General features: G+C 69.7%; 24 protein-coding genes and 1 pseudogene. 11 read left to right on the top strand and 14 right to left on the bottom strand.

Annotated elements, in window-relative coordinates; all coding sequences use genetic code 11:
• Positions 1 to 12: 12 nt before the first annotated feature.
• Genes OIE49_RS30735 through OIE49_RS30720 form a run of 4 tightly spaced genes read right to left on the bottom strand, consistent with a single transcriptional unit; the run spans position 13 to position 4619 of the window.
• The gene (locus tag OIE49_RS30735; RefSeq protein WP_326805141.1) at positions 13 to 1377 is read right to left on the bottom strand and encodes a GH1 family beta-glucosidase; all 1365 of its coding nucleotides are present in this window, start codon (positions 1375 to 1377) and stop codon (positions 13 to 15) included.
• 32 nt (positions 1378 to 1409) lie between these two features.
• Complete coding sequence (locus OIE49_RS30730) at positions 1410 to 2300, bottom strand: carbohydrate ABC transporter permease (protein WP_100571499.1); 891 nt, start codon at positions 2298 to 2300, stop codon at positions 1410 to 1412.
• The gene (locus tag OIE49_RS30725) at positions 2293 to 3288 is read right to left on the bottom strand and encodes a carbohydrate ABC transporter permease (RefSeq protein ID WP_326805140.1); all 996 of its coding nucleotides are present in this window, start codon (positions 3286 to 3288) and stop codon (positions 2293 to 2295) included. The genes OIE49_RS30730 and OIE49_RS30725 overlap by 8 nt, the downstream gene beginning before the upstream one ends.
• 14 nt (positions 3289 to 3302) lie before the next feature.
• A complete protein-coding gene (locus OIE49_RS30720; RefSeq protein WP_326805139.1) occupies positions 3303 to 4619 on the bottom strand; it encodes an ABC transporter substrate-binding protein in 1317 nt (438 codons plus the stop codon).
• A 517-nt stretch (positions 4620 to 5136) separates the two neighbouring features.
• Here OIE49_RS30720 and OIE49_RS30715 point away from each other — a divergent pair.
• A pseudogene (locus tag OIE49_RS30715) lies at positions 5137 to 5388 on the top strand (IS630 family transposase); the annotation flags it as partial.
• A gap of 71 nt (positions 5389 to 5459) precedes the next feature.
• Here OIE49_RS30715 and OIE49_RS30710 read toward each other — a convergent pair.
• From OIE49_RS30710 to OIE49_RS30700, 3 genes are all read right to left on the bottom strand, one after another.
• The gene (locus OIE49_RS30710; RefSeq protein WP_012895409.1) at positions 5460 to 5837 is read right to left on the bottom strand and encodes a nuclear transport factor 2 family protein; all 378 of its coding nucleotides are present in this window, start codon (positions 5835 to 5837) and stop codon (positions 5460 to 5462) included.
• Between the two features lie 200 nt (positions 5838 to 6037).
• Positions 6038 to 6604 carry a putative immunity protein gene (locus OIE49_RS30705; protein WP_326805138.1) on the bottom strand — a complete coding sequence of 189 codons (567 nt, stop codon included), beginning with the start codon at positions 6602 to 6604 and terminating at the stop codon, positions 6038 to 6040.
• A 157-nt stretch (positions 6605 to 6761) separates the two neighbouring features.
• Positions 6762 to 8174 carry an aminopeptidase P family protein gene (locus OIE49_RS30700; protein WP_326805137.1) on the bottom strand — a complete coding sequence of 471 codons (1413 nt, stop codon included), beginning with the start codon at positions 8172 to 8174 and terminating at the stop codon, positions 6762 to 6764.
• A 145-nt stretch (positions 8175 to 8319) separates the two neighbouring features.
• On the opposite strand from OIE49_RS30700, the gene OIE49_RS30695 reads away from it, so the two are divergent.
• The 3 genes from OIE49_RS30695 to OIE49_RS30685 all read left to right on the top strand — a co-directional run bounded on the left by OIE49_RS30695 (position 8320) and on the right by OIE49_RS30685 (position 11900).
• A complete protein-coding gene (locus tag OIE49_RS30695; protein WP_326805136.1) occupies positions 8320 to 9303 on the top strand; it encodes a helix-turn-helix transcriptional regulator in 984 nt (327 codons plus the stop codon).
• 269 nt (positions 9304 to 9572) lie between these two features.
• Positions 9573 to 11330 (top strand): aa3-type cytochrome oxidase subunit I, encoded by a 1758-nt coding sequence (gene ctaD / locus OIE49_RS30690; protein WP_326805135.1) that lies wholly within the window; start codon positions 9573 to 9575, stop codon positions 11328 to 11330.
• A gap of 3 nt (positions 11331 to 11333) precedes the next feature.
• Positions 11334 to 11900 (top strand): hypothetical protein, encoded by a 567-nt coding sequence (locus OIE49_RS30685; protein WP_326805134.1) that lies wholly within the window; start codon positions 11334 to 11336, stop codon positions 11898 to 11900.
• Between the two features lie 301 nt (positions 11901 to 12201).
• Here OIE49_RS30685 and OIE49_RS30680 read toward each other — a convergent pair whose 3' ends face one another.
• Both OIE49_RS30680 and OIE49_RS30675 read right to left on the bottom strand, forming a co-directional pair.
• Entirely contained in the window at positions 12202 to 12408 is a 207-nt protein-coding gene (locus OIE49_RS30680; RefSeq protein ID WP_326805133.1) for a DUF397 domain-containing protein, read from the bottom strand.
• A complete protein-coding gene (locus OIE49_RS30675; protein ID WP_326805132.1) occupies positions 12405 to 13250 on the bottom strand; it encodes a helix-turn-helix domain-containing protein in 846 nt (281 codons plus the stop codon). The genes OIE49_RS30680 and OIE49_RS30675 overlap by 4 nt, the downstream gene beginning before the upstream one ends.
• 330 nt (positions 13251 to 13580) lie before the next feature.
• On the opposite strand from OIE49_RS30675, the gene tgmA reads away from it, so the two are divergent.
• From tgmA to OIE49_RS30650, 5 genes are all read left to right on the top strand, one after another.
• On the top strand, positions 13581 to 13895 hold the full coding sequence (gene tgmA, locus OIE49_RS30670) for a putative ATP-grasp-modified RiPP (RefSeq protein ID WP_326805131.1): 315 nt from the start codon (positions 13581 to 13583) through the stop codon (positions 13893 to 13895).
• Positions 13892 to 14842, top strand: a complete 951-nt coding sequence (gene tgmB, locus OIE49_RS30665; protein WP_326805130.1) for an ATP-grasp ribosomal peptide maturase — start codon at positions 13892 to 13894, stop codon at positions 14840 to 14842. Before tgmA ends, tgmB begins: the two co-directional genes overlap by 4 nt.
• Complete coding sequence (tgmC, locus tag OIE49_RS30660) at positions 14839 to 15963, top strand: ATP-grasp peptide maturase system methyltransferase (RefSeq protein ID WP_326805129.1); 1125 nt, start codon at positions 14839 to 14841, stop codon at positions 15961 to 15963. The genes tgmB and tgmC overlap by 4 nt, the downstream gene beginning before the upstream one ends.
• Positions 15964 to 16239: 276 nt before the next feature.
• Entirely contained in the window at positions 16240 to 16707 is a 468-nt protein-coding gene (locus OIE49_RS30655; RefSeq protein ID WP_326805128.1) for an ATP-binding protein, read from the top strand.
• Positions 16708 to 16832: 125 nt separating this feature from the next.
• Positions 16833 to 17054, top strand: coding sequence for a hypothetical protein (locus tag OIE49_RS30650; protein ID WP_326806447.1), 222 nt, complete (start codon positions 16833 to 16835; stop codon positions 17052 to 17054).
• 44 nt (positions 17055 to 17098) lie between these two features.
• Here OIE49_RS30650 and OIE49_RS30645 read toward each other — a convergent pair whose 3' ends face one another.
• From OIE49_RS30645 to OIE49_RS30630, 4 genes are all read right to left on the bottom strand, one after another.
• Positions 17099 to 17518 (bottom strand): type II toxin-antitoxin system VapC family toxin, encoded by a 420-nt coding sequence (locus OIE49_RS30645; RefSeq protein WP_326805127.1) that lies wholly within the window; start codon positions 17516 to 17518, stop codon positions 17099 to 17101.
• Positions 17515 to 17745, bottom strand: a complete 231-nt coding sequence (locus OIE49_RS30640; RefSeq protein WP_326805126.1) for a FitA-like ribbon-helix-helix domain-containing protein — start codon at positions 17743 to 17745, stop codon at positions 17515 to 17517. Before OIE49_RS30640 ends, OIE49_RS30645 begins: the two co-directional genes overlap by 4 nt.
• A gap of 301 nt (positions 17746 to 18046) precedes the next feature.
• Positions 18047 to 18751: a response regulator transcription factor gene (locus OIE49_RS30635; RefSeq protein WP_326805125.1), complete on the bottom strand. Its 705-nt coding sequence runs from the start codon at positions 18749 to 18751 to the stop codon at positions 18047 to 18049.
• On the bottom strand, positions 18748 to 19632 hold the full coding sequence (locus OIE49_RS30630) for a sensor histidine kinase (RefSeq protein ID WP_326805124.1): 885 nt from the start codon (positions 19630 to 19632) through the stop codon (positions 18748 to 18750). Before OIE49_RS30630 ends, OIE49_RS30635 begins: the two co-directional genes overlap by 4 nt.
• A gap of 139 nt (positions 19633 to 19771) precedes the next feature.
• Here OIE49_RS30630 and OIE49_RS30625 point away from each other — a divergent pair, with 139 nt between their 5' ends.
• Both OIE49_RS30625 and OIE49_RS30620 read left to right on the top strand, forming a co-directional pair.
• Positions 19772 to 20479 carry an ABC transporter ATP-binding protein gene (locus tag OIE49_RS30625; protein ID WP_326805123.1) on the top strand — a complete coding sequence of 236 codons (708 nt, stop codon included), beginning with the start codon at positions 19772 to 19774 and terminating at the stop codon, positions 20477 to 20479.
• A complete protein-coding gene (locus OIE49_RS30620; protein WP_326805122.1) occupies positions 20476 to 22785 on the top strand; it encodes an ABC transporter permease in 2310 nt (769 codons plus the stop codon). Before OIE49_RS30625 ends, OIE49_RS30620 begins: the two co-directional genes overlap by 4 nt.
• Before the next feature lie 162 nt (positions 22786 to 22947).
• On the opposite strand, the gene OIE49_RS30615 is transcribed toward OIE49_RS30620, so the two are convergent.
• Positions 22948 to 24519 carry an alpha-L-arabinofuranosidase B gene (locus OIE49_RS30615; RefSeq protein ID WP_442812323.1) on the bottom strand — a complete coding sequence of 524 codons (1572 nt, stop codon included), beginning with the start codon at positions 24517 to 24519 and terminating at the stop codon, positions 22948 to 22950.
• Between the last annotated feature and the right edge of the window lie 106 nt (positions 24520 to 24625).

Genomic DNA, 24625 nt, shown 5'->3' with positions numbered 1-24625 from the left:
TCGGGCCGAGGGTCAGGCCGTCCCGCGTCCCAGCTCCCCGTGCGCGCGCACGATCTCCGCGTAGCCGCGGCCGCTGGTCTTGATGGTGCGGGCCTGGGTGGCGTAGTCGACGTGGACGAGGCCGAAGCGCTTGGCGTAGCCGTACGCCCACTCGAAGTTGTCCAGCAGCGACCAGGCGAAGTAGCCGGCCAGTGGGGCGCCCTTGCGGGCGGCGGAGGCACAGGCGGCCAGGTGTCCCACCAGGTAGTCCCGACGCTCGGGGTCGTCGACCGTTCCGTCGGGGCCCACGGTGTCCGGGAAGGCGGAGCCGTTCTCGGTGACGTAGAGCTTGCGCGCGCCGTACTCGTGGGTGAGGCGCAGCAGCAGCGTCTCGATGCCGGACGCGTCGATCTCCCAGTCCATGCCGGTGCGGGGCACGTCCGGGCGGCGTACGGAACGGGCGTGGGGCACCGGCCCGTCGGGGTCGTCGGCCACCGTCGCCGGGAAGTAGTAGTTGAGGCCGAGCCAGTCCAGCGGGGCGGCGATGATGTCGAGGTCGCCGGGGCGTTCGGGGAGGTCGACGCCGTAGACCTCGCGCATGTCGGCGGGGAATCCGCGGCCGTGGACCGGGTCGAGCCACCAGCGGTTGACGTGGCCGTCGTGGCGGCGGGCGGCGGCCTGGTCCTCGGGGCTGTCGCTCGCGGGGAAGACGGTGGAGAGGTTGTTGACGATGCCCACCTCGGCGCCGGACGTCACGGCGCGGATCGCCTGGGCGGCCAGGCCGTGGCCGAGAAGAAGGTGGTAGGAGGCGCGGACCGCGGCGGTCAGATCGGTCAGGCCGGGGGCCATCTTGCCCTCGAGGTGGCCGATCCAGGCCGAGCACAGGGGCTCGTTGAGGGTGGTCCAGTGGGACACCCGGTCGCCGAGGCGCTCGGCGACGACCGAGGCGTAGGCGGCGAAGTGCTCGGCGGTCTCGCGCTCGGGCCAGCCGCCGCGGTCCTGGAGGGCCTGCGGCAGGTCCCAGTGGTAGAGGGTGACGGAGGGGGTGATGCCCGCCGCCAGCAGCCCGTCGATCAACTCGTCGTAGAAGTCAAGGCCCTTGGGGTTCACCGGACCGTCGCCGTCCGGCAGCACGCGCGGCCAGGCGATCGACAACCGGTAGGCGTTCACGCCCAGTCGGCCCATCAGCGCGACGTCCTCGCGCCAGCGGTGGTAGTGGTCGCAGGCGGTGTCGCCGTGGTCGTCGTTGTCGATCTTGCCGGGGGTGTGGGAGAAGGTGTCCCAGATGGACGGCGAGCGGCCGTCCTCGGCGACGGCCCCCTCGATCTGGTACGCGGATGTGGCCGTGCCCCACCGGAAGTCCTGCGGGAGTGCGGCGAGGTCGATGGCGTGGGACACGGAAGTCCTTTCGAGACTGGGGATGTTGGCGGTCACTTCACCGCTCCCGCGGTGAGCCCGGCGACGAGGTAGCGCTGGAGCAGCAGGAACCCGGCGACCACGGGCACGCTGACGACGAGCGAGGCGGCCATGATCTGGTTCCAGTACACGTCGTACTGTGTGGAGTAGCCCTGGAGGCCCACCGCGAGCGTGCGGGTGGTGTCGTTGGTCATGACGGACGCGAAGAGCACCTCGCCCCAGGCGGTCATGAAGGCGTACACGGCGACGGCGACGATGCCGGGGATCGCGGCCGGCACGACGACCCGGAACAGCGCGCCGAGCGGCCCGCAGCCGTCCACCAGCGCCGCCTCGTCCAGGTCGCGCGGCACCGAGTCGAAGTACCCGATGAGCATCCAGATCGAGAACGGCAGCGAGAAGGTGAGGTACGTCAGGATCAGGCCGCCGCGCGAGCCGAACAGGGCGATGCCGGTGGCGTTGCCGATGTTGACGTAGAGCAGGAACAGCGGGAGGAGGAAGAGGATGCCCGGGAACATCTGCGTCGACAGGACGGTGACCGTGAAGACACGCTTGCCGTGGAAGCTGTAGCGGCTGACGGCGTACGCCGAGAAGACCGCGATCACCACCGAGCAGACCGTCGCGGCGCCCGCCACGATCAGCGAGTTGACGAAGTACCTGGCGAGCGGGACCGTCGACCAGATGTCGATGTAGGGGCGGAAGGTCAGGCCGCTCGGCAGCCAGCGGAACTTGCCGGTGACGTCCGCGAGCGGCTTCAGCGAACTGGAGACCATCACGTAGACGGGCACCAGGACGAACCCGGTCAGCAGGGTGAGGAAGATCCGCCGGGTCCACATGAAGGTGCGCGGCGGCGCCATCGGGGAGCGGTGGACCGTAGTGGTCGCGGACTTGAGGGTGGTGTCAGACATCGGCGGACCTCCGTCCGCGTGAGGTGAGCGCGAGGTAGCCGCCGGTGACGACCAGCAGGAAGAGCAGCAGCAGGACGGACATGGCGGAGCCGGTGCCGAAGTTCCAGGTGACGAAAGAGGCCTGGTAGATGTGGACCGAGATGAGGTCCGCGGCCTCGGGGGCGGCCTTGCCGAACAGCACGTACGGCGTGTTGAAGTCGTTGAACGTCCACAGGAACAGCACCAGGACCAGCACCTGGTTGACGGGCCGCAGGGACGGCAGGGTGATGCGGCGGATCTGCTGCCAGACTCCGGCGCCGTCCAGCGCGGCGGCCTCGTACAGTTCGCGCGGGATGTTCTGGAGTCCGGCCATGACGATGAGGAAGGCGAACGGCCAGCCCTTCCACACCGACACCGTCAGCAGCGCGACGAAGCTGTTGTCGCCGATGAGCCAGAACGAGGGCTTGTCGGTGAGGTGCAGCTGGTCGTGCAGCACGTGGTTCACGAGGCCGTTGTCGTGCTGGAACATGAACACCCAGGTGATGACGGCCGCGTAGACCGGCAGCGCGTACGGCACCAGGAACACGGCGCGCAGCAGGCCGCGTCCGCGGAAGGTGTCCTGCATGCAGATCGCGGCCGCGGTGCCGATGAGCCAGCACAGGCCGACCGACAGCAGGGTGAACGCGATGGTGACGAGGAAGGAGTGCAGCAGCGCCTCGCCGACGGGGGCGTTGAAGTCCACCGACATGCGGTAGTTGTCGAGGCCGGACCAGGGAGCCGTGCTCCAGTCGCGGATGTAGAACTGGGTGAGCTCCTTGAAGCTCATCACGATGCCGATCACCATCGGCACGATGTGGACCAGGAGTTCGAGCAGCAGAGCGGGCAGGAGCAGCAGGTACGGCAGCGAGACACGTCCGAGCCACCCGGGGCGGCGCGGTCCGCGCGCCGCCCCGGGTGACTTCACGGGCGCCGTCGTCCCGCCGGTGTGCGCGGGAGCGGTGGTCGTCATGTGGGTGTCCGCGCTCACTTCGCCGGCATCTGCTGCTGGGCCTTGAGCAGCTTGGCCTTCACCGACTCCGTGGTGATCGCGCGTCCGGCGGCCGCGTCGGCGAACAGCTCCTTGACGGCCGTGCCGACGGTCGTCTCGAACTGGGACTCGTCGGCGACCTGCGGCAGCGCGGCGGCGCTCGTGGCCAGGGTCTCCTTCAGGACGGCGTTGTCCGAGGTGTTGAAAGCGGGGTCCTCCTGGGCGGCCTTGACCGGCGGGATGGAGGTGTAGGCCGTGTTGAGGATCTTCTGCTCCTCGTCACTGGTCATGAACTTCACGAACTTCGTGGCGCCGTCGAGGTTGTGGGTGTTCTTGAAGACGGCGAGGTTGATGCCGGCGACCATCGAGTTGACCTGGGCGTCGGTGCCGGGGGTGCCGGACCGCACGGGGACCGGGGCGATGCCGTAGGCGTCCGCGCTCATGCCCTGGGACTTGAGGTTGGAGGAGGCGGACTGCCACAGCAGCATCGCCGTCCTGCCCTTGGCGAAGTCGCTGACCGACTGGTTCTGCGCATATTCGGCGTTGCCCTGCGGGATGGCCTTGTCCTTGGCCATCAGGTCGACGTACTGCTTGACCGCGGCGACCGTGCCGTCACTCGTGAAGTCGGGCTTGCCGTCGGCGGTGAAGAAGTCGGCGCCGTGCTGCTTGGCGAAGACGAAGACGTGGTGGATGTTCTCCGAGACGTTGGCGCCCTCGGCGCCGAGGACCTGCTTGCCCTTGGCCCGGATCTTCTTGCCGTCGGCGACGAGTTCGTCCCAGGTGGCCGGGGGCTTGGAGATGCCCGCGTCGGCGAGGATCTGCTTGTTGTAGTAGAGCGCGTACGCCATCGAGTACAGCGGTACGGAGGACGGGTCCTTGCCCTCGGCGCCGGTGGAGCCGAGCGCGGAGTCGACGAAGCGGTCCTTGCCGCCGATCTTGTCGAAGTTCTTGGCGTCCCAGGGCAGCAGCCCCCCGGTGGCCTGGAGGGAGGCGCTCCAGGTGTTGCCGATGTTGAGGACGTCGGGGCCCTGGCCGGAGGTGGTCGCGGCGAGGATCCGGTTCAGCAGGTCGGACCAGGGCACGACCTCCAGCTTCACCTTGATGCCCGTCTGCTTCTGGAACTTGTCGAGTTCGGGCTGGAGGACCTTCTTGTCGATCTCGATGCTGGCGCCCTGGTTGGAGGCCCAGTATGTGAGCGTCTTCGGCGAGTCGTTGGACCCGCCACCCGTCGACGAACCGCCTCCGCAGGCCGAGGCGGCAAGGGCGAGAGACATGGTGACGGCGCCTACGGCCGCGGCTCGGATGCTGCGCATGGCTCCTGGTGTCCCTTTCCGGGAGTCGAGAACCACGAGGAGTCCTCCGGACGCCGACACCGCTCTCGCTCCCGTGTCCCGTCGCTCGTTCTCGTGCGGTCGGGTCCGGTTCGCTCGGTTCGACTTCCGAAGGCGCCTCATGGCTTAATTTAGGACGTGAGTTAAACCTCCGGGCGAGGCGTCGTCAAGGGATCCGGCAAGGACGAATCGGCGGTCGGCGGCGACGGAGACGGCACCTTCGGCCCGATACGGCCGGCACGCACCGCCTGACCTGCGGCAGGAGGGCGGGGGCGGAGCAGGGAAGGAGCAGTACAACGGTTGGGTCTCGGTGTCCGGCGCGGGCGGCTCAGCGGTGAGGCGATCATGTCGGCTGTGGGCAGCAGAAATTGACGTGACGTCACTTACGGTTTGGCCCGAACTCCACCGCACCTCCTGGCGCTTCGTTCACTCACGTGAAGCATTCGCCGCCAGGAGGGCGCTCCCGAACCCACACCGTTCACCTCTTGAAACGGATCGCTTCACCCCGGCCTACGCTTCCTGGGCCAACCCGATCGAGGCCCACTTCGGCCCGCTGCGGCAGTTCACCCTGGCCAACTCCCACCACCGCAGCCACCCCGCGCAAACCCAGGCACTGCACCGCTGCCTGCGCTGGCGCAACACCAGCGCCCGCCACCCCGACGTACTCGCCGCCCAACGCGAGGAGCGCGCCCGCATCCGCAGCGAAATGGGCATCCGCTGGGGCGCACGCCCCCTCAACACCGCGGCCTGACCAACCGCGAACCGCAGCTCCCGAACGCCGAAGGGGCAAGTTCAGGAGAAGGACAGCGACAGAAGGATGACTCAGGAGGCGGACGGCTCGATCTCCCCCGCGAAGACGATGACCTGGTCGATGAGGCTCCGTCGCAGATGGACGACGTCCGTTCCCGTCAGGCGGGGGCCTCCATCAGGAGTGGTGAAGACCCACTGGTACCGGGCCCATTCGTCAGGCATGTCCACCGCTGAGCAGCGCACCATCGTGCCGGTCCCCGCCGGGTGGCGCCGGATGTCCAGCACGAACCGCTCGACCGCCGCGATTCCTTCGCTGCGACCCAACGGTCCCCAGAAGACCACGTCTGAGGTCAGGGCCTGCGAGAGCAGGGCAGTCACATAGCTGTCGTCCGAGGCGTTGAACGCGGAGATGAACGTGTCGATCGCGGAGCGTGCGGTCTCTTCCTGCATGCCCCAGTAATACCAGCCGTTTCGCGTGCGCTCGTCCCACGAGCCGCCTTCCAATCACGGTGAACCATCCCCGTCACAGCACTGGGACAACTCCACCACTGCCTTCAGACCCGGCAGTACTTCGACGAACAACACACCTTCGCACCATTGCTTCAAGCCTCTGCGCGACCCCGGCGTTCGCCACAGCTGGACACTGAAAGTCACTCAATGAGGGTGAGTGAACGAAGATCAGCGTCCAGCAGGCGAATCAACTCACCAACCCGTCCGCCCCCACCTGGTGCCGCCGGGAAACGCTTGAGTACGTCAACGACAACCTGGGTCGCGCGACGCACCGCTCGCTCAACGTGCTCGGCAGTAACGCTCCGATCGTCACCAGCAACGAGTTCGGCCGCTCTGGCCGCGTAGGCACCGGCCCCGAGGATGTGCTTGACCTGGGTGGCCTTGGCCAGCGGATGCAGATAGGCGGCGCCCGCCGCGGACATCGCTGCCCACGCCGCATCGCGCGCTGCCGCAGTGTGCGCACACTTGGCTGCCTTGAGGGCCGCCGACGTCGTGTCGCGCAGAGACTTCCCGCGCTCGCCACCCCGAGCGAATTCCCACGCGGCACCGACGGCGTCTCGAGGCCGCGAGTCGTCCGGCTGATCGGCCTCGAATATCTCGAGGGCCGTCTCCGCGCACGCCGCGGCGAACGCGGTGACCTCACGAAGGTCCTGCTTGCTCAGAACGATCTCGCTCGCTTCACCTGTCATGAACTCATCTTCGACCACTGCGCCGACCGCCTTCAAAGCAGATCGGAGAGCCGCGACACAGGGCGCCCCCGGCCGACTCGTTTGCTAGCTCTTGCGTGAGGTTGCGAGCTCTCGGTGCACGCGAGGGCAGGCTCGCCGGACGGCGACCCTGCCCTCGTGCCGGTTCTCGATGTGCTCAGCCCGCGAACCGGGCCATCCACGCCTCGACCTCGTCCGCCGACCGCGGCAGGCCCGCCGACAGATTCTCGTGACCATCGGCGGTGACGAGCAAGTCGTCCTCGATGCGTACGCCAATACCGCGCCACTCCTGCGGCACGGTCAGATCGTCCGGCTGGAAGTACAGGCCGGGCTCGACGGTGAGCACCATGCCCGGCTCCAGTACGCCGTCGACGTACTCCTCGGTCCGGGCCCGCGCGCAGTCGTGGACGTCCAGGCCGAGCATGTGACCGGTACCGGCCATCGTGAAACGGCGCTGGAGACCCAGCTCGTACGCGCGGTCGGCAGGCCCTTCGATGAAACCCCACTCGACCAGCCGCGCCGCCAGGGAACGCTGGGCCGCCTCATGAAAGTCCCGGTACGCGGCGCCCGGCTTGACGGCCGCCATGCCCGCCTCCTGGGCCTCGTACACCGCGTCGTAGACCCTGCGCTGGACGGGGGTGAAGGTGCCGCTGATCGGCAGAGTGCGCGTGACGTCGGCGGTGTACAGGGTGCGCGACTCCACGCCCGCGTCGAGCAGGAGCAGCTCCCCGGGGCGCACCGGTCCGTCGTTGTCGGTCCAGTGCATGATCGTGGCGTGGTCACCCGCGGCGCAGATCGTGCCATAGCCCACGGCGTTGCCCTCGAGGCGGGCGCGGCGGAAGAAGGTGCCCTCGATCCACCGCTCGGACGACGCGATCGCCCGCGACAGCTCACCGACGACGTCCGTGAACCCGCGCACCGTGGAGTCGACGGCCGAGCGGATCTCCTTGATCTCCCACTCGTCCTTCACGAGGCGCAGATCGCTGAGGGCCTCTTCCAGCTCCGCGTCGCGCTCCGCCTCGGTGGCGACGGCGGCCTCCAGGGACGGGTCGATGCCGCGGACGATGCGGGTCGGTGTGCCGGAGACGGCTGCCAGGTCGTCGGCCGCCGTGCGGACGTCCCGGCACGGCAGGCCGAGCACACGCTCCGCCTCGGCGAGGGAGCGGCGCCGGCCCATCCACAGTTCCGCTGTGGCACCGGTCCAGAACTCGTCATTGTCCCTGCTGTCCCGCGGGAGTTGGTAGCAGTAGGCGTCGTGGCCACCGTCCGCACGGGGTTCGAGGACAAGGGCACCGTCCCGGGCCTGGTCGCCGGTCATGTGCACATAGCCCGAGTACGGCCGGAACGGGTAGGTGTCGTCGTTCGAACGGACCTTGAGGTTCCCCGAGGGGATCACGAGCCGTTCACCCGGGAAGCGCGCGGAGAGCGCGGCCCGGCGCGTGGCCGCATACGGGGCCTGTTCCTCGAGCGTCAGCTCGCGCCTCTCGGTGTCCGCCCACCCCGTCCGCATCAACGCGGACAGTTCCTCGGAGATCCCTGAGTACAAACCGTTCTTACGGCCTTTCGCCACTGCGTCCGCCTTCCTGGGAGTCGAGCGCCGCCACGTCCCGACGGCTCGGCGACGTTATCCCGCGCCGCCCACATGTGGTGCCCACTGGTGCCACTGGCACAGATCGGCCATGCCCGGCCGGCCGCGGCCGTCGATAATGCGACTCATGACGAACGCGAACCTCGGCGAGGCACTACGGCTCCTGGGCGTCGGTCAGGCGGCGGCCCGGGCGTATCTCACCCTGCTGGAGCTGGCCCCCGCGTCGCGGAGCGAGATCGCCGCCGCAGCCGGACTGGACGGCCCCGGCCTGGCCACGGCGTACGCCGAGCTCGTCGACGCAGGCCTGGCCGGTGCCGCCGACAGGGACGAGGACGTGGTGATGCCGGTGGCACCGGCGGCAGCTCTCGAGGTCCTCGCCCGACACCGTGCGGCCGAGCTCGAGAAATCCCGCATCGCGGTCGCGGGCGCCTTCGACTCGTTCCGGCGCCGGCAGCTCACAGCCCACGACGACCCCCTCGTCGAGATCGTCACCGGCGACGCGGTCGGCCCCAGGATGCGCCAGGCCTGGGCCGGCGCCCGCCACCAGATCCGGCAGTTCGAGTCACCCCCCTACTTCCCTGTGGCCAGTGCCACCGACGACGCACTGGCCACGCTGGCCCGCGGGGTCACGCAACGCGTCGTGTACTCCCGCGAGTCGCTGGAACGCCCGGGCCACCTCGAACAAGTCATCGAACCGTGCGTCAACGCCGGTGAGCAGGCCAGAGTTCTGCCGTCCGTCCCCGTGAAACTCCTGATCATCGACGACGCGTACGCCTTGGTGTCACTGTCGATCAGGGAGGCCGACGTACACAACAGGATGCTGGTCGTACAGCCGTGCGGTCTGCTCTCCGCCCTCATCGCGCTGTTCGAGCAGTCGTGGCAGCACGCTCTGCCCTTCCACGGCGGCACGGCCCTCCCAGGCGGTCTGCCCCCCGCCGACCGCCGTCTGCTGTGGCTCCTGGCCGGCGGCGCGAGCGACGATGTCATCGCCCGCGAACTGGGAATCAGCCGCCGCACATTGTTCCGCCGGCTGCAGGTCATGATGGCCCGGCTGGGCGCCGCGAACCGATTCCAGCTGGCCCTGCAGGCCCAGCGCAACGGATGGTTGTGACGGCCGGCCCCCGGCCCGAGCCCACACCGACCATCGCGCGCCGAGCGCTGGAAAGCGGGCCACTCGACAGAGCTGATCGCGTCGCCCGCGCAGGGCTGTTAGGCCCTTCGCGGGGGGACGCGCAGGGACTGTTCGGCCCTATCCGGACCCCGTACCGCTGCGGCGATCATGGGGCGCCGACCGGGAGGTCCGGGGTCGTTCTCGCGACCGGAGTACCTCCAGGTTCGTCGTTTCATCGATGCAGAGAGCAGATCGGGAGGCACCGTCCGGTGGACGAGGTGCGCATACAACAGGCGGCGGCAGTAAGGCCGGAAGACAAGGACGAGACGCCGGCTCCCGCAAGCGCGGTCCCAGGGCATGGCCCCGGTCGGCCCTCGTGGGTGGAGTGGCTGACCACCACGGACCACAAGAAGATCGGGACGCTGTACCTCGTCACCGCCTTCGCGTTCTTCGTGCTCGGTGGCGTGATGGCGCTGGCGATGCGGGCCGAACTCGCCCGCCCCGGACTGCAGATCATGTCGAACGAGCAGTTCAACCAGGCGTTCACGATGCACGGCTCGATCATGTTGCTGATGTTCGCGATGCCGCTGTTCACCGGCTTCGCGAACTGGATCATGCCGCTGCAGATCGGGGCGCCCGACGTCGCGTTCCCACGGCTGAACATGCTCGCCTTCTGGCTGTTCCTGTTCGGCTCCCTCATCGCCGCGGCCGGCTTCCTCACCCCGCAGGGCGCGGCCGACTTCGGCTGGTTCCTGTACGCGCCGCTGTCGGACGCGGTCCACTCGCCGGGGATCGGCTCCGACATGTGGATCATGGGCGTGGCGCTGTCCGGATTCGGCAGCATCCTCGGCTCGGTCAACTTCATCACCACGATCATCTGCATGCGCGCGCCCGGCATGACCATGTTCCGCATGCCGATCTTCACCTGGAACGTGCTGCTGACCGCGCTCCTCGTACTGATGGTCTTCCCGGTGCTCGCGGCGGCGCTGTTCGCGCTGGAGATGGACCGCAAGTTCGGCAGCCACGTCTTCGACTCGGCCAACGGCGGGGCGCTGCTGTGGCAGCACCTGTTCTGGTTCTTCGGCCATCCCGAGGTGTACATCCTGGCGTTGCCGTTCTTCGGCATCGTCAGTGAGGTCCTCCCGGTCTTCTCCCGCAAGCCGATGTTCGGCTACATGGGCCTGATCGGCGCGACCATCTCGATCGCGGGCCTGTCGCTGACGGTGTGGGCGCACCACATGTACGTCACCGGTGGTGTACTGCTGCCGTTCTTCTCGTTCATGACCTTCCTGATCGCGGTCCCGACCGGTGTGAAGTTCTTCAACTGGATCGGCACGATGTGGAACGGCTCGTTGAGCTTCGAGACGCCGATGCTGTGGACGGTGGGCTTCCTGGTCACGTTCCTCTTCGGCGGTCTGACCGGAGTGATCCTGGCCTCGCCGCCGCTGGACTTCCACCTGTCCGACTCGTACTTCGTGGTGGCTCACTTCCACTACACGATCTTCGGCACGGTCGTGTACGCGATGTTCGCCGGATTCCACTTCTGGTGGCCGAAGTTCACGGGCAAGATGCTCGACGAACGGCTCGGCAAGATCACGTTCTGGACGCTCACGGTGGGCTTCCACCTCACGTTCCTGGTCCAGCACTGGCTGGGCGTCGAGGGCATGCCGCGCCGATACGCCGACTACCTCGCGGCCGACGGCTTCACCATGCTCAACACGTTGTCGACGATCGGGTCGTTCCTGCTCGGCCTGTCGATCCTGCCGTTCTTCTACAACGTCTGGAAGACCGCCAAGTACGGCAAGCCGGTCGGCGTCGACGACCCGTGGGGCTACGGCCGCTCCCTGGAGTGGGCCACCTCCTGCCCGCCGCCCCGGCACAACTTCGCCTCCCTGCCCCGCATCCGGACCGAGTCCCCGGCGTTCGACCTGCACCATCCGGAGATCTCGGGGGTCACGGGCGTCACGGGTGTCACGAGGGTCGACGGGACCGCGGGGCGGGCCGCGGTGGGAGAGGCGGCGAGGTAGGCCGTGCCGCACGCCGTCGCCGCCCTGGGAGCCGCGGCGCTCACCACCGCGGGCTCCGTCTGGTACGTGCCGGCCCTCGCCGACCTGCGGGCCGGCGCGGACCGCCCCGAGTCCCGCCGCATCGCCGCCGCGGCCTGCGTGACCGGCTGGGCCGGCGCGGGCGCCCTCGCGGTACTGCTGCTCATCGCCGAGGCATGGTGGACACCGGTCGCCGCGGCGGCGGCCGGCACCGTCGTCGCCACCGCCCTGCGCCTGCACGCAGCCGCCCGCCGCAGACGCGAGGCCCGCGAAATGGCCGACCATTGGAGCCACTTGGGCCACGTACCGTCCCCGACCGGCCCGTCCCACTCCCGGAACGTCGTCGCCACCGTCCTCGGCTGCGGCCTGGTCGCGGCGGTGACCGTGGCGGCCTGGACTTGGCACTCCGCCTCGGACCCGGCCGACCACCCGCGCTGGGTAGCGGCCGCCGCTTCCGCCGCGGTCATGGGGGTGTTCCTCACGGCGGCAGGGGTGTACGCCAGCGCGACTCGCCCCACCATGGCGGTCGTTCGGGCACGACAACGGCGCTAGCGGCGACTGACGGGCTCTGGTCGTGGCCCGTCAGGGGCGGTTTTCAGCTTCGGACCGGTACGGGTGTGCTGCAGCAAGGAAGAGATGTGGACGAGGGTGTCCACGAAGGCGGGCGTCTCCACGATCGAGACTCTCGGCAAGCGCTACTTCGGTACGGACCGGGACTCCACAAGTCCAACCTCGACCGAAGCGCCCGCCGCGCGGCCTGGCGGATGATCCGCCGGGAGGAGGGGCTGGACGACCTCTGACAGCGTTGGGGCCCGGGGCGCACTCGGGCCCCAACCGTCGTACGTCCGTCAGCTCAGTGCGCGGCGGCCATCCGCACGAAGCCAACCCACGCTTCGGCGCCAAACGCCAGCCTGGCCAACGCGGGCCGCTTCGAGTCCCTGACGAGGATGGCTCCGGAGGTTGGGGCGACCTCGACGCATTCACCGCCGTTGCCTGTGCTGTAGCTGCTCTTGATCCAAGCGGCCTCGGGCACAGCCGCCTTGCTGTGCTGCACGCTCATGTGTCTCCCATCAGTTGCTCGATGAACGACACCGACTCGCTCGGTGTCAGCGCCTGTGATCGGAGGATGCCATAGCGCGCTTCAAGCGTGCGTACGTACGCAGCGTCGGTGTAAATGCGGCTGTGATCCTGTACTTCCGCATAAGCAAGGCGCTGCCCCTTGTCCGTGTCGATCAGCGTGAAGGGGCCGCCCAACGCGGCGTTGTCTTCACGTCCGATCGGCATGACCTGCACCTCCACGTTCCTAGACTGGCCCGTGACGAGGATTTGTTCCAGCGTCTCGCGGATGACTTTCGGACCTCCGATCGGCCTACGCAGGACCGCCTCTTCGATCACGAAGCTCATCAAGGGAGCGGGACGTCGGCAGAAGACCTCCTGACGCACCATGCGTGCCTCAAGCCTCTGCTCGATCACTTCGTCTTCCAGCAACGGCCGCTGCATGTGGAAGACGGCGCGTGCGTAGTCTTCCGTCTGCAACAGGCCCGGCACCGCGTACACCGCGTACAGGTTCATGGCCGCCGCCTTGGCCTCAAGCCGAGCCATGTCCCTGAAGATGGCCGGGTACCGAGCCTTCTCCACCTCCTCCTTCAGAGCTGACAACACTCCCCCGGCCCCCAGCACCTCATCCGCCTTCTCGATGAACCGGGCCTGCGGAATCCGCCTCCCCTGCTCGATCGAGGCCACCGTCTCCGGTGAGTACCCCATCCGCTTGCCGAACTCCGGGCGCTCCAGCCCCGCCCGTACCCGCAGCAGCTTCAACTGCCGTCCGAACGCGGTGACCACCCCCGACCCCGGCTCGTCCTCTGGCCTCCGCTGTCCAGCCTCTTCGTCCCGCACGGTCATCCCTCGCGCCTCTCCCCGTACCGCCACGTACACGGCCGCACACGCCACGGACGGAAGTCCCGCGTCGGCGCGTCACCACTGGTCACGCTAGGCCACGGGGCGCCACTGTGAGTGCATGACCGCCACACAATCACCCCTCACGGTGCACAAGTTCACGATGCGCTTCCGCCGGGGGCCACCCCTCGGGCCGGCAACCGAACCTCGCAGCCGACCTCGTCGCTGACTGGTCACCAGGCAGCCAAGACGCCCCGGAACCGTCCGGCGGCGGCTCCCAGGAGACGGCCACCGCCCGGCAGAGCCCATGACATTCCCGCCCACAAGGAGGCACCGATGTTCGCCCACTCCGATCGGCTTCCCACCGGGACGCCGCTGCCCAACGGCGTCGTCAGCACCCCCGCGCCATGGGGATTGCGCCGGATGGCGCCTTACCCGGCCTTCGCACCCTCGTACGCCCACGTCGAGCTGGACCCGGCCACCCAGACCGGCCGCTACTTCGACGCCGCCGGAAAGGGCATGGAGATGCCCGGACACGGGACCAGCACCGGTACCAACCCCCCGACCAACACCGGCAACCCTTCCGACGGCGCGGGCCCCGGCGGTGCCGGTGGCGGCGACCAGGACACCGGGAACGACACCGACCAGTGACAGACATGGGTCCGGTTCTGGTCGTCACCAACCTGGACGACCCCACGACCGACCTGGTGATCGACGAACTGCACGGCCGGGGCGTCCCGGTCGTGCGGTTCGACTCCGGGGACTTCCCCGCCACCCTGTCGTTCGCGGCCACCGTCACGTCGAACGGAATCGGAGGCACGCTGCGCACGCCCACGCGCACAGCGGACCTGTCCCGCGTCCGTTCCCTCTACTACCGCAGGCCCTCCGGGTTCGCCTTCCCCCACCTCGACGGTCAGACCGCGCGCTTCGCCGTCACGCAGGCCCGTTACGGCCTCGGCGGAGTCATGGCCTCGCTGCCCGGCTGCCTGTACGTCAATCACCCGCACCGCATCGGCGACGCCGAGTTCAAGCCGTCCGGGCTTGCCGCCGCGGCCGCTTGCGGATTCCGTCTGCCTCCCACGGCGATCACCTCGGACCCCGACACCGCGCGCACCTTCGCCAAGACCCACCGTCCGGTCATCTACAAGCCACTGTCCACGCCGCTGTACCGAATCGATGGGGTCTCCTGCACCGTCGAGGTACGAGAGGTCACCGCCGACGAAATCGACGGCACGGTGGCCGGCACCGCGCACCTCTTCCAGCAGCGGATCGACAAGATCGGTGACGTGCGCGTCACCGTCATCGGCGATCAGGTGTTCTGCGTCCGCATCGAGTCGGACCTGTTGGACTGGCGCACCGACTACTCACGACTCCGGTACGGCGTGGTCCATCCACCGTCGGGCATCTGCGAGGCCCTGCGCGCCTATCTCGACCACTTCCGGCTGGTCTTCGGCGCTTTCGACTTCGCCGTGGACCGCCAGGGGCAATGGTGGTTCCTGGAGTGCAACCCCTCCGGGCAATGGGCGTGGCTGGAACCGGAGACCGGGCTGCCGATGGTGGCGGCGATGGCGGATCTCCTGGAGAGGAAGACGGCGTGAACGAAGAAGAGCTGAGGTCACGGCTCGTTGAGCGGCTGACCGACAGCGGACATCTGCGAACCGGGCCCTGGCGGAAGGCCGTGTCCGCGGTTCCGCGCCACGAGTTCCTGCGCGGCGGCTTCTTCCAGCAGGTCGACGGATCGACGCCCACCGCGTGGGCCCCGGTCATGCCGGACGACCCGCGGTGGCTGGAGGGGTGTTACGACGATGCCTCCCTGGTGACGCAGGTCGCCGGAACGATCGTGCCCGGGGACGTCCACGGGGAGATCATGCGCGCCCCCACGTCGTCCAGCACCATGCCCGGCCTGGTGGTCCGCATGCTCGAAGACCTCCAGGTCGACGCCGGCCACCGGGTGCTCGAGATCGGCACGGGCACCGGCTACTCCACGGCTCTGATGTGTCACCGGCTCGGCGACGAGTCGGTGACCTCCGTCGAGGTCGACGAGAACGTGTCCACCCGCGCCCGCGTCGCGCTGGGCCAGTGCGGGTTCGCACCGAACCTGATCGTCGGCGACGGCCTTGCCGGGTACGAGAACGGGGCCCACTACGACCGGGTGATCGCCACCTGCGGGCTCCTCACCGTCCCACGCGAACTGATCGAGCAGACCCGTCCCGGTGGGACCGTGCTCGTCACCCTCGGCGGTTGGCTGTACTCCTCCGAACTGGCCAGGCTCACGGTGCACGAGGACGGCACGGCATCCGGCCGCTTCCTCGGTGGGCACATCTCCTTCATGCTCGCCAGGCCACAACTGCCGCCGCCGCTAGGGCTGCTCCCCGATCTCGACGAGGGCGACGAGCGGCATGCGGTCCTCGGCGCCGACGTGATCGACGACTGGAACACCCGGTTCGTCGCCCAGCTCGCCGCGCCACGCACTCAGTGCGTCCGCCTCACCCGCGAAGGCCGCACGGAACACCTGTTCCTCGACGTCGGCACCGGCGCCTGGGCAGTGCTCCGGGAGCACGACGGTCGGTGGACGGTCCGGCAGGGCGGGCCGTCCCGCGTCTGGGACGCCGTCGAGGCGCACATCACCCGGTGGCGCGGCGCCGGGGCGCCGCCGTTGGAGGAGTTCGAGATCACCATCAGGTCCGGACAGACGGCGGTCATCTGGCCGGGCCGCTGACCCGTGTCCCACGCATGCGCTCCGCCCCACGAGCACCTCGGGGCGGAGCGCCTCGCTGTGCCGGCCACGGCCTCGGCCGAAGGTCGTACTCTCACCGCCTCGGAGCCGGTCAGGCTCGGCGTCCAGCCAGAACTGCGAAGCGGGGGGCCGCTGTTCTCCGTCCCGCGTCTCTCGCCCGTACCGCCGCGTACACGGCCGCGCGCCGCCACGGACGACTGTCCGGCGTCGGCGCGTCACCACTGGTCACGGTGTGCCACAGGGCACCACTGTGAGTGCATGACCGCAACTCAACCACCTCTCACCGCACACCTTTTCGCGATGCGCTTCAGCTCCACCCCGCGCGGCGCCCGCCTGGCCCGGCGGCTGTGCGGGCACCGGCTCGACGCCTGGGGGATCCCGTACGGCAGTGACGCGCACGACGCCATCACGCTCGTCGCGGCGGAGCTGTGCGCGAACGCCGTACGCCATGGGCATGTCTCCGGTCGGGACTTCCACGTCCTGCTCACCGCGGACCCGGCCACGGCGACCGTACGGATCGAGGTCAGCGACACCCGAGGTGAACGACTCCCCGCTGTCCCGCCGGACAACGGCTCCACCGCCGACGCCCTCGGGGACTGCGGACGCGGCCTGCTCCTCGTCGAGGCGCTCGCCGACCACTGGGGCTGCTCCCCGCGCACCTCCGGCGGGCCGGGCAAGACCGTATGGGCGGAGTGCACTGCCCCGGTCCTGACCCCGACGACATAGACCGTCCAGTTCCCCGCGTCCGGCTGGACGCACCGAATCCGTACCGGCGAGACTGATCCCGAACCACATCGAAGACGACTTCGGACGCTCGACGGGACGGGGGCGGGGGCGGGGGCGAGAGCCAGGTGCCGGACGTACGACGGATCGCGGAACGCTACGAGCTGCTGGAGCAGTTCAGCCACGGCGGCATGGGAGACGTGTGGCGCGGCTACGACGCCGTACTGGACCGGCCGGTCGCCGTGAAGCTGATCCGGCCCCAGGCCTGGTCCACCCGTACATCGTTCTCGGGTTCCTGGTGGCGCTCCTTCCCCTGGCCGCCACCGCCGGACCCAGTCCGGCCCTTCTGAAGCGCCCCGCCGAGCCGCTCCTGGCAAGCGGCACCCCGGGACGCTCAGGAGCCCGCTCCGAACACCTCGATCTCGCAGCGTGCCGCACCGCTCCGGGCGATCCTGGCATCGCACGTCAGTAGCGGTACGCCCAGAGTTTCGGCCAGCGCGACGTACTGCGCGCCGTACGCGGACAGATTGCTCGAGAGTCCTTTGACGCGCTCCCAGAGGATCAGGGTCTCGTGTCGGTCGATGGCGAGGTCACGGTAGGTGGCCAAGGCCTTGCTCAATTGCCTTTCGGTCAGCTTCGGCTCGCCGCCGCGCCGACCGCGAGCCAGGCCGAGCAGGGCGGACATGATCTCGTAGTCGATCAGGTGAGGGGCGGCGAGCCGGTCTTCCTTCGCCACGCGCTCCCGAACCTGGTGCCCGGTCGGCCCCGCATCGGTGAGGAAGAACACCAGCGCCGAGCAGTCGGTGACAATCAACGGCCGGACCTCGCGTCGTCGATCGCCCCGAGAACGTCCGAGGGGCTCAGAACGGCGCCTGCCTGCGCTTCGGCACGGGCGGCGGCTTCGGCCAGTGTGGGCCTCTCCGCCTCACCGACGAGCAGATCAAGCGCGTACGCCTGGAGAGACTTGCCCGTGCGGGCCGCGCGCGTCTTCAGTATGGCCAGCGTGTCGTCCGGAACGTCGCGGATCGTCAAAGCAGTCATGCAGGCATTTTAGCTGCATTAGCTGCATTGTGCAGCACGAAGGTGAAGCGCGGGCAGAACAGTCGAATGATCAGCACCTGGCCGGGAGAGCCGCCGTGCAGGTGATCCGACCGGTCGGCCGACTCCACGGGGTGGCGAACGGAACGGGGGCGTCACGTGCTGCGCCGGTACTGAGCCGGTCGGCAGAGGGCCGGTGACGTCCCGAGCCATCCCGCACCCGACCACCGAACGGTCCCGGGCTCACCGCCGAGGTGGCTGCTGCTGATGTCCGCACGGCAAGGAGGCCGAGCCATGGGCCCATTCACGAGCCCGGGGATCCACTCCCTCCGGAGCCACCCGGCCGGACCAGCCCCGTCTCATACGCGAGCACCACCGCCTGGGCCCGGTCGCGGAGGGTCAGTTTGGCGAAGATGCGGGCCACGTGGGACTTCACCGTGGCTTCGCTCAGGGTCAGTTCGGTGGCCAGTTCGGCGTTGGACAGGCCGCGGCCCAGCAGGGTGAGGACTTCCAGTTCGCGCGGGGTCAGCGCGGCCAGGTCGGTGGGTACGGCGGGTGTGCGGGCGGGCTGCGAGGCGAAGCGTTCGACCAGTCGGCGGGTGATCGACGGGGCCAGCAGGGCGTCGCCGGTGTCGACGAGGCGTACGGCCGCCGCCAGGTGCTCCGGGGTGACGTCCTTCAGCAGGAAGCCGCTGGCCCCGATGGACAGCGCGGTGTAGACGTAGCGGTCCAGGTCGAAGGTGGTCAGGATGAGGACCCGGCAGTCGGGAAGTCGTTCCAGGATGCGGCGGGTGGCTTCGAGGCCGTCCATGTGCGGCATGCGGATGTCCATCAGGACGACGTCCGGTCTGAGTTCACTCGCTGCCGCCAGCGCTTCCTCGCCGTCTGCCGCCTCCCCCACGACCTCGATGCCGCGGGCGGTCAGGATCAGCCGGAAGCCGGTCCTGATGAGCGTCTGGTCGTCGGCGATGAGGACGCGCGGCGCGGCCCCGGCGGTGGTCGTCGTCATGGGCGGTCCAGGGGGATGCGTGCCCGCACCCGGTAGCCGCCGCCCAGTCGGCGGCGGGCGTCCAGGTCTCCTCCGTACACCGCGACCCGCTCCCGCAGACCGAGAAGACCGCGGCCCGTGCCGTCACCGTGTCGCGGGGCGGCCGGAGTCGAGACGGGCCGCGCGGGCACGGTGCCGGTCAGCACGCTCGGGCCGGTGTTCAGCACCTCCACCCGCAGGGCGTGGTCCGCGTACCGCACGGTGACCTCGGCCTTGCCGCCGTCACCGTGTTTGAGGGCGTTGGTCAGCGCCTCCTGGACGATGCGGTAGGCGGTCACGTCGACGCCCTCGGGCAGCGGGCGCGGCTCGCCGGAGATCCGTACCTCCACGGGCAGTCCGGCGAACGAGATCCGGTCGACGAGCGCGCCGAGCCGGTCGAGGCCGGGCTGCGGCGCCGGCCCTGTGCCGTCCTGGTCGCCTCCCACTCCCTGGACCAGGTCCTCGTAGTCCGTGTCCTCGCCGCTCTGCGACGGCGCCAGCAGGCCCAGCAGGTGCCGCAGGTCGGTCATCGCCCCGCGCCCCGCGTCCTCCACGGCCCTCAACGCCGCCGCGGCCTCGTCCGGCATGATGCCCAGCACCTCCCTCGCCGCCCCGGCCTGAACCACCATGAGGCTCACATTGTGGCTGACTATGTCGTGCAACTCACGGGCGATACGGTCGCGTTCGGCCGCCACCGCGGTACGGGCGGCGCTCTCCCGTTCCCGCTCCAGCAGCCAGCCGCGTTCTCCCACGACGGTCCGACACCGGCGCCTGGTGCGCACGAGCGCCACCGCCAGCCATCCGGCGGCCGCGCACGTCACTGCCAGCGCCGCCACCAGGGCGTCCGGCTCCCACTCCCACACGACGGTCACCTTCGCAGACCGGCGTCCGATCCACATCAGCCTGTGGATCCATGGCGCTGCATCCGGAGGATGAGGTGCGCCTACGAGTGCCGTCCGGAGGGCGATGTCCACGCACGCCTCTTCGCCTAGCGTCCCGTGCATGGTCACTGAGGACAGCAGCGGAGAGGCCGTCGTACGACTCGACGGTGTGCGCAAGGAGTACGGCGGGACGACGGCTCTGGACGGGGTGTCGCTCGAGATCCGGGCCGGGGAGGCGGTCGCGGTGATGGGGCCCTCGGGGTGCGGCAAGTCCACGCTGCTCAACATGATTTCCGGCCTGGACCGTCCGACGGGCGGCACGGTACTCGTACATGGGGAGAACGTCGGGGCGCTGAGCGAGAAGGGCCTCGCCCTGTACCGGCGGCGGCGGATCGGCATGGTCTTCCAGTTCTTCAACCTCATCGACGACCTGTCCGCGCTGGACAACGTCGCCCTGGCCGCACAACTGACCGGCACCCCGGCCCGGCAGGCCCGCCGCCGCGCCCTGGAACTCTTCGAGGAACTCGGCATCGCCGACCGGCGGAACGCCTACCCCGCCGTGCTCAGCGGCGGTGAACGGCAACGCGTCGCCGTGGCGCGGGCGTTGATGAACCGCCCCGCCCTGCTGCTGGCCGACGAGCCGACCGGCGCCCTGGACAGCCGCTCCGGCGAGCAGGTGATGGACCTGCTGCTCGACCTCAACCAGATCGGCCAGACGCTGATCCTGGTCACGCACGACGAGCACCTCGCGCGGCGCTGCGCCAGCCGGCTGGTCCTCCTTACCGACGGCCGGGTGGCCGGCGAGCACACCCTGGAGCCGTCCGCATGAGGGCGGTGTGGCGGGCCGCGCAGGCGGCCGTACGGCGGCGCAGGCTGCAGACGTTCGTCATCTGGCTGGTCACGTTGACCTCGACCGGGGCGATCGTGGTCGCGCTCGGCCTCGTCGACTCCGCGTCCGCCCCGTTCGACAAGGCGTTCGCCGAGCAGCGCGGCCCGCACGTCGTCGCCGCGTTCGATCCGGGGAAGGTCTCGGACGCGCGGTTGGCGCAGGCAGCTCGCGGGCCCGGGGCGGAGGCCGTTGCCGGGCCCTTCGCGCAGGCCGCGCTCGACCTGCCGAGGGACGGCGCCCACGGACTTCCCGGCGCGGTCACGGTCGTGGGCCGCCCCGGTCCCGGAGGCCCGGTGGACCGGGTGGACCTGTGGGCGGGCCGCTGGGCCACCCGGCCCGGTGAGATCGTCGTGAACCGGCAGTCGGGCTGGACGCCGCACGACCTCGGTGAGCGGATCAAGGTGCCCTCTGGGCCGACGCTGACCATCGTCGGGTTCGGCTTCGAGATGAGCCGCACCGCGGACGCCTGGGTCGCGCCAGGGCAGATGCCTGCCCTGCACCCGACGGCCACCCAGATGCTGTTTCGTTTCACGGACGCGTCCTCGGAGAGCCGGCTCCGCGCGGGCCTGTCCGCGGTGACCGGGGACCTGCCCGAGGACGCGCTCACCGCCTCCCAGTCGTATCTCACGCTCAAGAGCCAGGTGGGGAGTTCGGCGCGGGCCTACGCCCCGTACCTTATGGCGTTCGGTGTTCTGGGCATCGTGGTGGCGGTGCTCATCGTCAGCAACGTGGTGAGCGGCGCGGTGATCTCCGGCTTCCGGCACATCGGCATCCTCAAGGCCCTGGGGTTCACGCCGGGGCAGGTCGTCGCCGTCTACCTCACGATGGTCTCCGTTCCCGCGGTCGCGGGCTGCGTGGTCGGCACCGTCGTCGGCAATCTACTGGCCCGTCCTCTCCTGGAGTTCGTGTTCTCCGGGCCGGACGCGGGCGTGTTCCACCACAGCGTCGGCATCGCGCCCTGGGTGAACGTGCTCGTACTGCTCGGCATGCCCGCCGTCTGCGTGCTCGCCGCGCTGATTCCGGCGGCGCGCGCCCACCGGCTGTCCGCAGCGCGGGCGATCAGCGCCGGCAGCGCCCCGCGCGCCGGGCGGGCGTTGGGCATTCAGCGCCGGCTGGCGGGCAGCCGGCTGCCGCGTTCGGTGAGCCTGGGGGTGGGCCTGCCGTTCGCCCGGCCGGGCCGCAGCGGCCTCACGCTCGCCGCCGTCGTCCTCGGGGTGGCCACCGTGACGTTCGCGACCGGCCTGGGAACGACGATGATCAGGTTCGGGAACGCGGGGCGGGACGACTTCCAGGTCACGGTGTACGCGGGCAGGGCCGGCCACGGCAAGGTGATCGAGCCGGAACACGGGGACCTCGCGCTGCAGTCGCTGCTGCGCTCGCTGCCCGGTGCGAGCGGCGTCACCGCGAGGGGGGTCGCGGAGGCCCGTATCACCGGCTCAGTGCGGTCGGTGTTGCTCGAGGGACGCCGCGGTGACCGGCCGCAGTCGGACGCCGTGCTCGTCGAGGGCCGGTGGACGAGCCGTACCGGCGAGGTCGTGGCCACCTCGGCCTTCCTGCACCGGCACGGCCTGCGAGTCGGTGACCGTCTCGTCCTGGAGAAGGGAGACCGCCGGGAGAACGCGGTCGTGGTCGGTGAATGCATGGAGACCAACGGCCAGTTGGTCTTCGCCGACTGGCCGACGTTGACGGCGCTGTCCCCGGGTGAGAAGCCCATCGCCTACCTGATCTCGTTGCGCGGCGGCGCGGACGCGAGCGCCTACGCGCGTGCCGCCAGGGCCGTCGATTCCGGGGTCGACCCGGTGCCACAAGGCCCGAACACCACTACCCAGACCATCGTCGGCTCCGCGGCGCTGCTCACCGCGATGCTCACCGTGGTGGCCTCACTCGGCGTCCTCAACACGGTCGTCCTCAACACCCGCGACCGTCGCCGCGACTTCGGCATGCTGAAGTCGATCGGCATGACGCCACGGCAGGTGACCGTGATGGTCGTGACGTCGATGGCGCTGCTCGGCGCGGTCGGCGCGCTGCTCGGTGTTCCCCTGGGCATCGCGGGCTACGGCCTGGTGGTGCCGCGGATGGCCGACGCCGTGGACATCGTCCTGCCCGCCTTCATGACGGACGTCTGGCGGGCCGGCACCCTGGCTCTCCTGGCCGTGTCGGGCGTCGCGATCGCGGTCCTGGGCGCCTTCGTCCCGGCACGGGGCGCGGCACGTCTCACGGTCGCGGAGGCGTTGCGCAACGAGTAGGACTCCTGCGGTGGGCTGAGCCGGGTGCACCGGACCTCGGAAGAGGGGACGCCTGGCTGCGCGGGCGGGCGGGACCGGATCCCCCGCGATCCTGCGCGGCACAGGTGGCCGTGCCACCGGGTCGGGTGGCACGGCCGTGGTGCGGGTGGTGCGGGGTGGGCGTCAGGCCCAGGGGGAGGCCACGGCCCAGCTGGTGTCGTCGGCCCAGAGGGCGGTGTTGTCCCAGGTGTGGGAACCGCCGTGGCTCGCGATGTACGCGTCTTGGTTGTAATGGCGTACGAAGTCGCTGGGGTAGTTGGCGGACCGGAGGGAGACGCCCTGGCCGTTGTGGCTTGCCTGGGGGCAGAACGTGGCGTCCGGCCGGAACAGTGCGCTGCCGTCGTCGCCGGCGATGCGCAGCCGGAAGTCGTAGTGCCGCAGGTACTGGCCCGGTTTGTCGGCGGACTCGAAGGAGACGCAGGAGGCGTCACCCAGGCCCGCGCGCACGATCCAGGTGGCGGCGGCCTTGTCGGCGGACGCGCTGGAGGAGGAGACCGTCGCGATGGAGGCGTTGCTGTCGGCGCTGTTGTGCCGGAGGTACTGGGTGGTGCAGCAGGAAGTCGTGGCCCGCAGCGAGACCCGCGAGCCCGCGGTCAGGCCGCCCGCCGTGGCGGACGTCGAGTAGCCGGCCGCGTTGATGTTGGCCTGCACGGCGTTCTCGGTGGCGTCCGAGGGGTAACCGGACGTCATGACACCCTCGTAGAAGGTGCCGGCGGAACTGTTGCTGTTGTCGCCGCCGATGCCGAGGATGATGGCCCCTTCCTTGTGCATCGGGTTGTAGCCCGAGACGTTGGGGCGCGGTCCGCTGTAGTAGGTGGACAGGCCGCCGGACTGCGCGTTGCCGCCCCGGATCGCCCACTGGTTCGGCCCGCCCTTGACGACGGCGGTGAGGAACCGGTGACTGACACTGGGGTCGTTCGCGTTGTAGCCGCGGTTGACCCCGGAGAACAGGCCGTTCTCGAGGTCGGCCATGATCCAGGGGCCGTTTCCGCTGCCGTAGCCCCAGGACTTGCTGTTGCCGAAGTAGATGGTCTCCATGTGGCCGTTGCCGGTGTCCCGGCTGTTGGTCTCGGCGTTGCCGTAGTCGAAGCAGCAGCCGCCGTTGTAGTGGCTGCCGTCGAGGATCGCGTACATGCCTTCCGGCTGGTCTCCGGTCGCGATGCCGTTGGTGTTGTTGTTGCGGTAGCCGGTGCCGGGGGCGATGAAGACGCCGTATGCCTTGTGGCCGCCCACGGTGACCGGTGCGGCGGATGCTTCCGCCAGGTTGTCGTACCCGCCCGCGGCCGGGCCCGAGAATCCTCCGGGCGGTGCCTGGGTGAGGTGGTTTCCGCGGCCGGACTGGTCGTAGATGACGGTGATGAGGCAGCTCGTTCCCGTGCAGAAGGCGTCGTGCGCGGCGGCGTCGGCGTAACCGCCCACGCTGAGTACACCGATGTCCCGGGTGGCGCCGTCGGAGGCGCGTTTGACCTGGTAGAGGCGACTGTTGTACGCGGAGTACAGTGCGCGGGTCGTGCTGTGCGCGGCCACGCAGGGCGTGCCGCCGGAGGCGTACAGGTCACAGGGGAGCGTGCCGGCGGCTGCGGCGCTGCTGCCGGCGGAGGCCCGACCGCCGAGCATGGCCGTGGCCATGGCCAGCACGAGCGCCAGCAGAGCTAACGATCTGACTCGCCTGGAGCGGGTCGGTGTCACAGACATGAGTGGCCTCCTGGGATGGGGGGTCGGCGGCGTCCCACCGTCGGGGCCGGACGGACTCAGCAGAGTCATGGGCATGTCATTTCCAGGACTTCCAGAGCGGATCGAA

This window comes from Streptomyces sp. NBC_01788, from assembly GCF_035917575.1.
Classification (GTDB): Bacteria; Actinomycetota; Actinomycetes; order Streptomycetales; family Streptomycetaceae; genus Streptomyces.
Note: the sequence above shows the minus strand (reverse complement) of the source record. Positions and strands in the feature narration are given on the sequence as shown.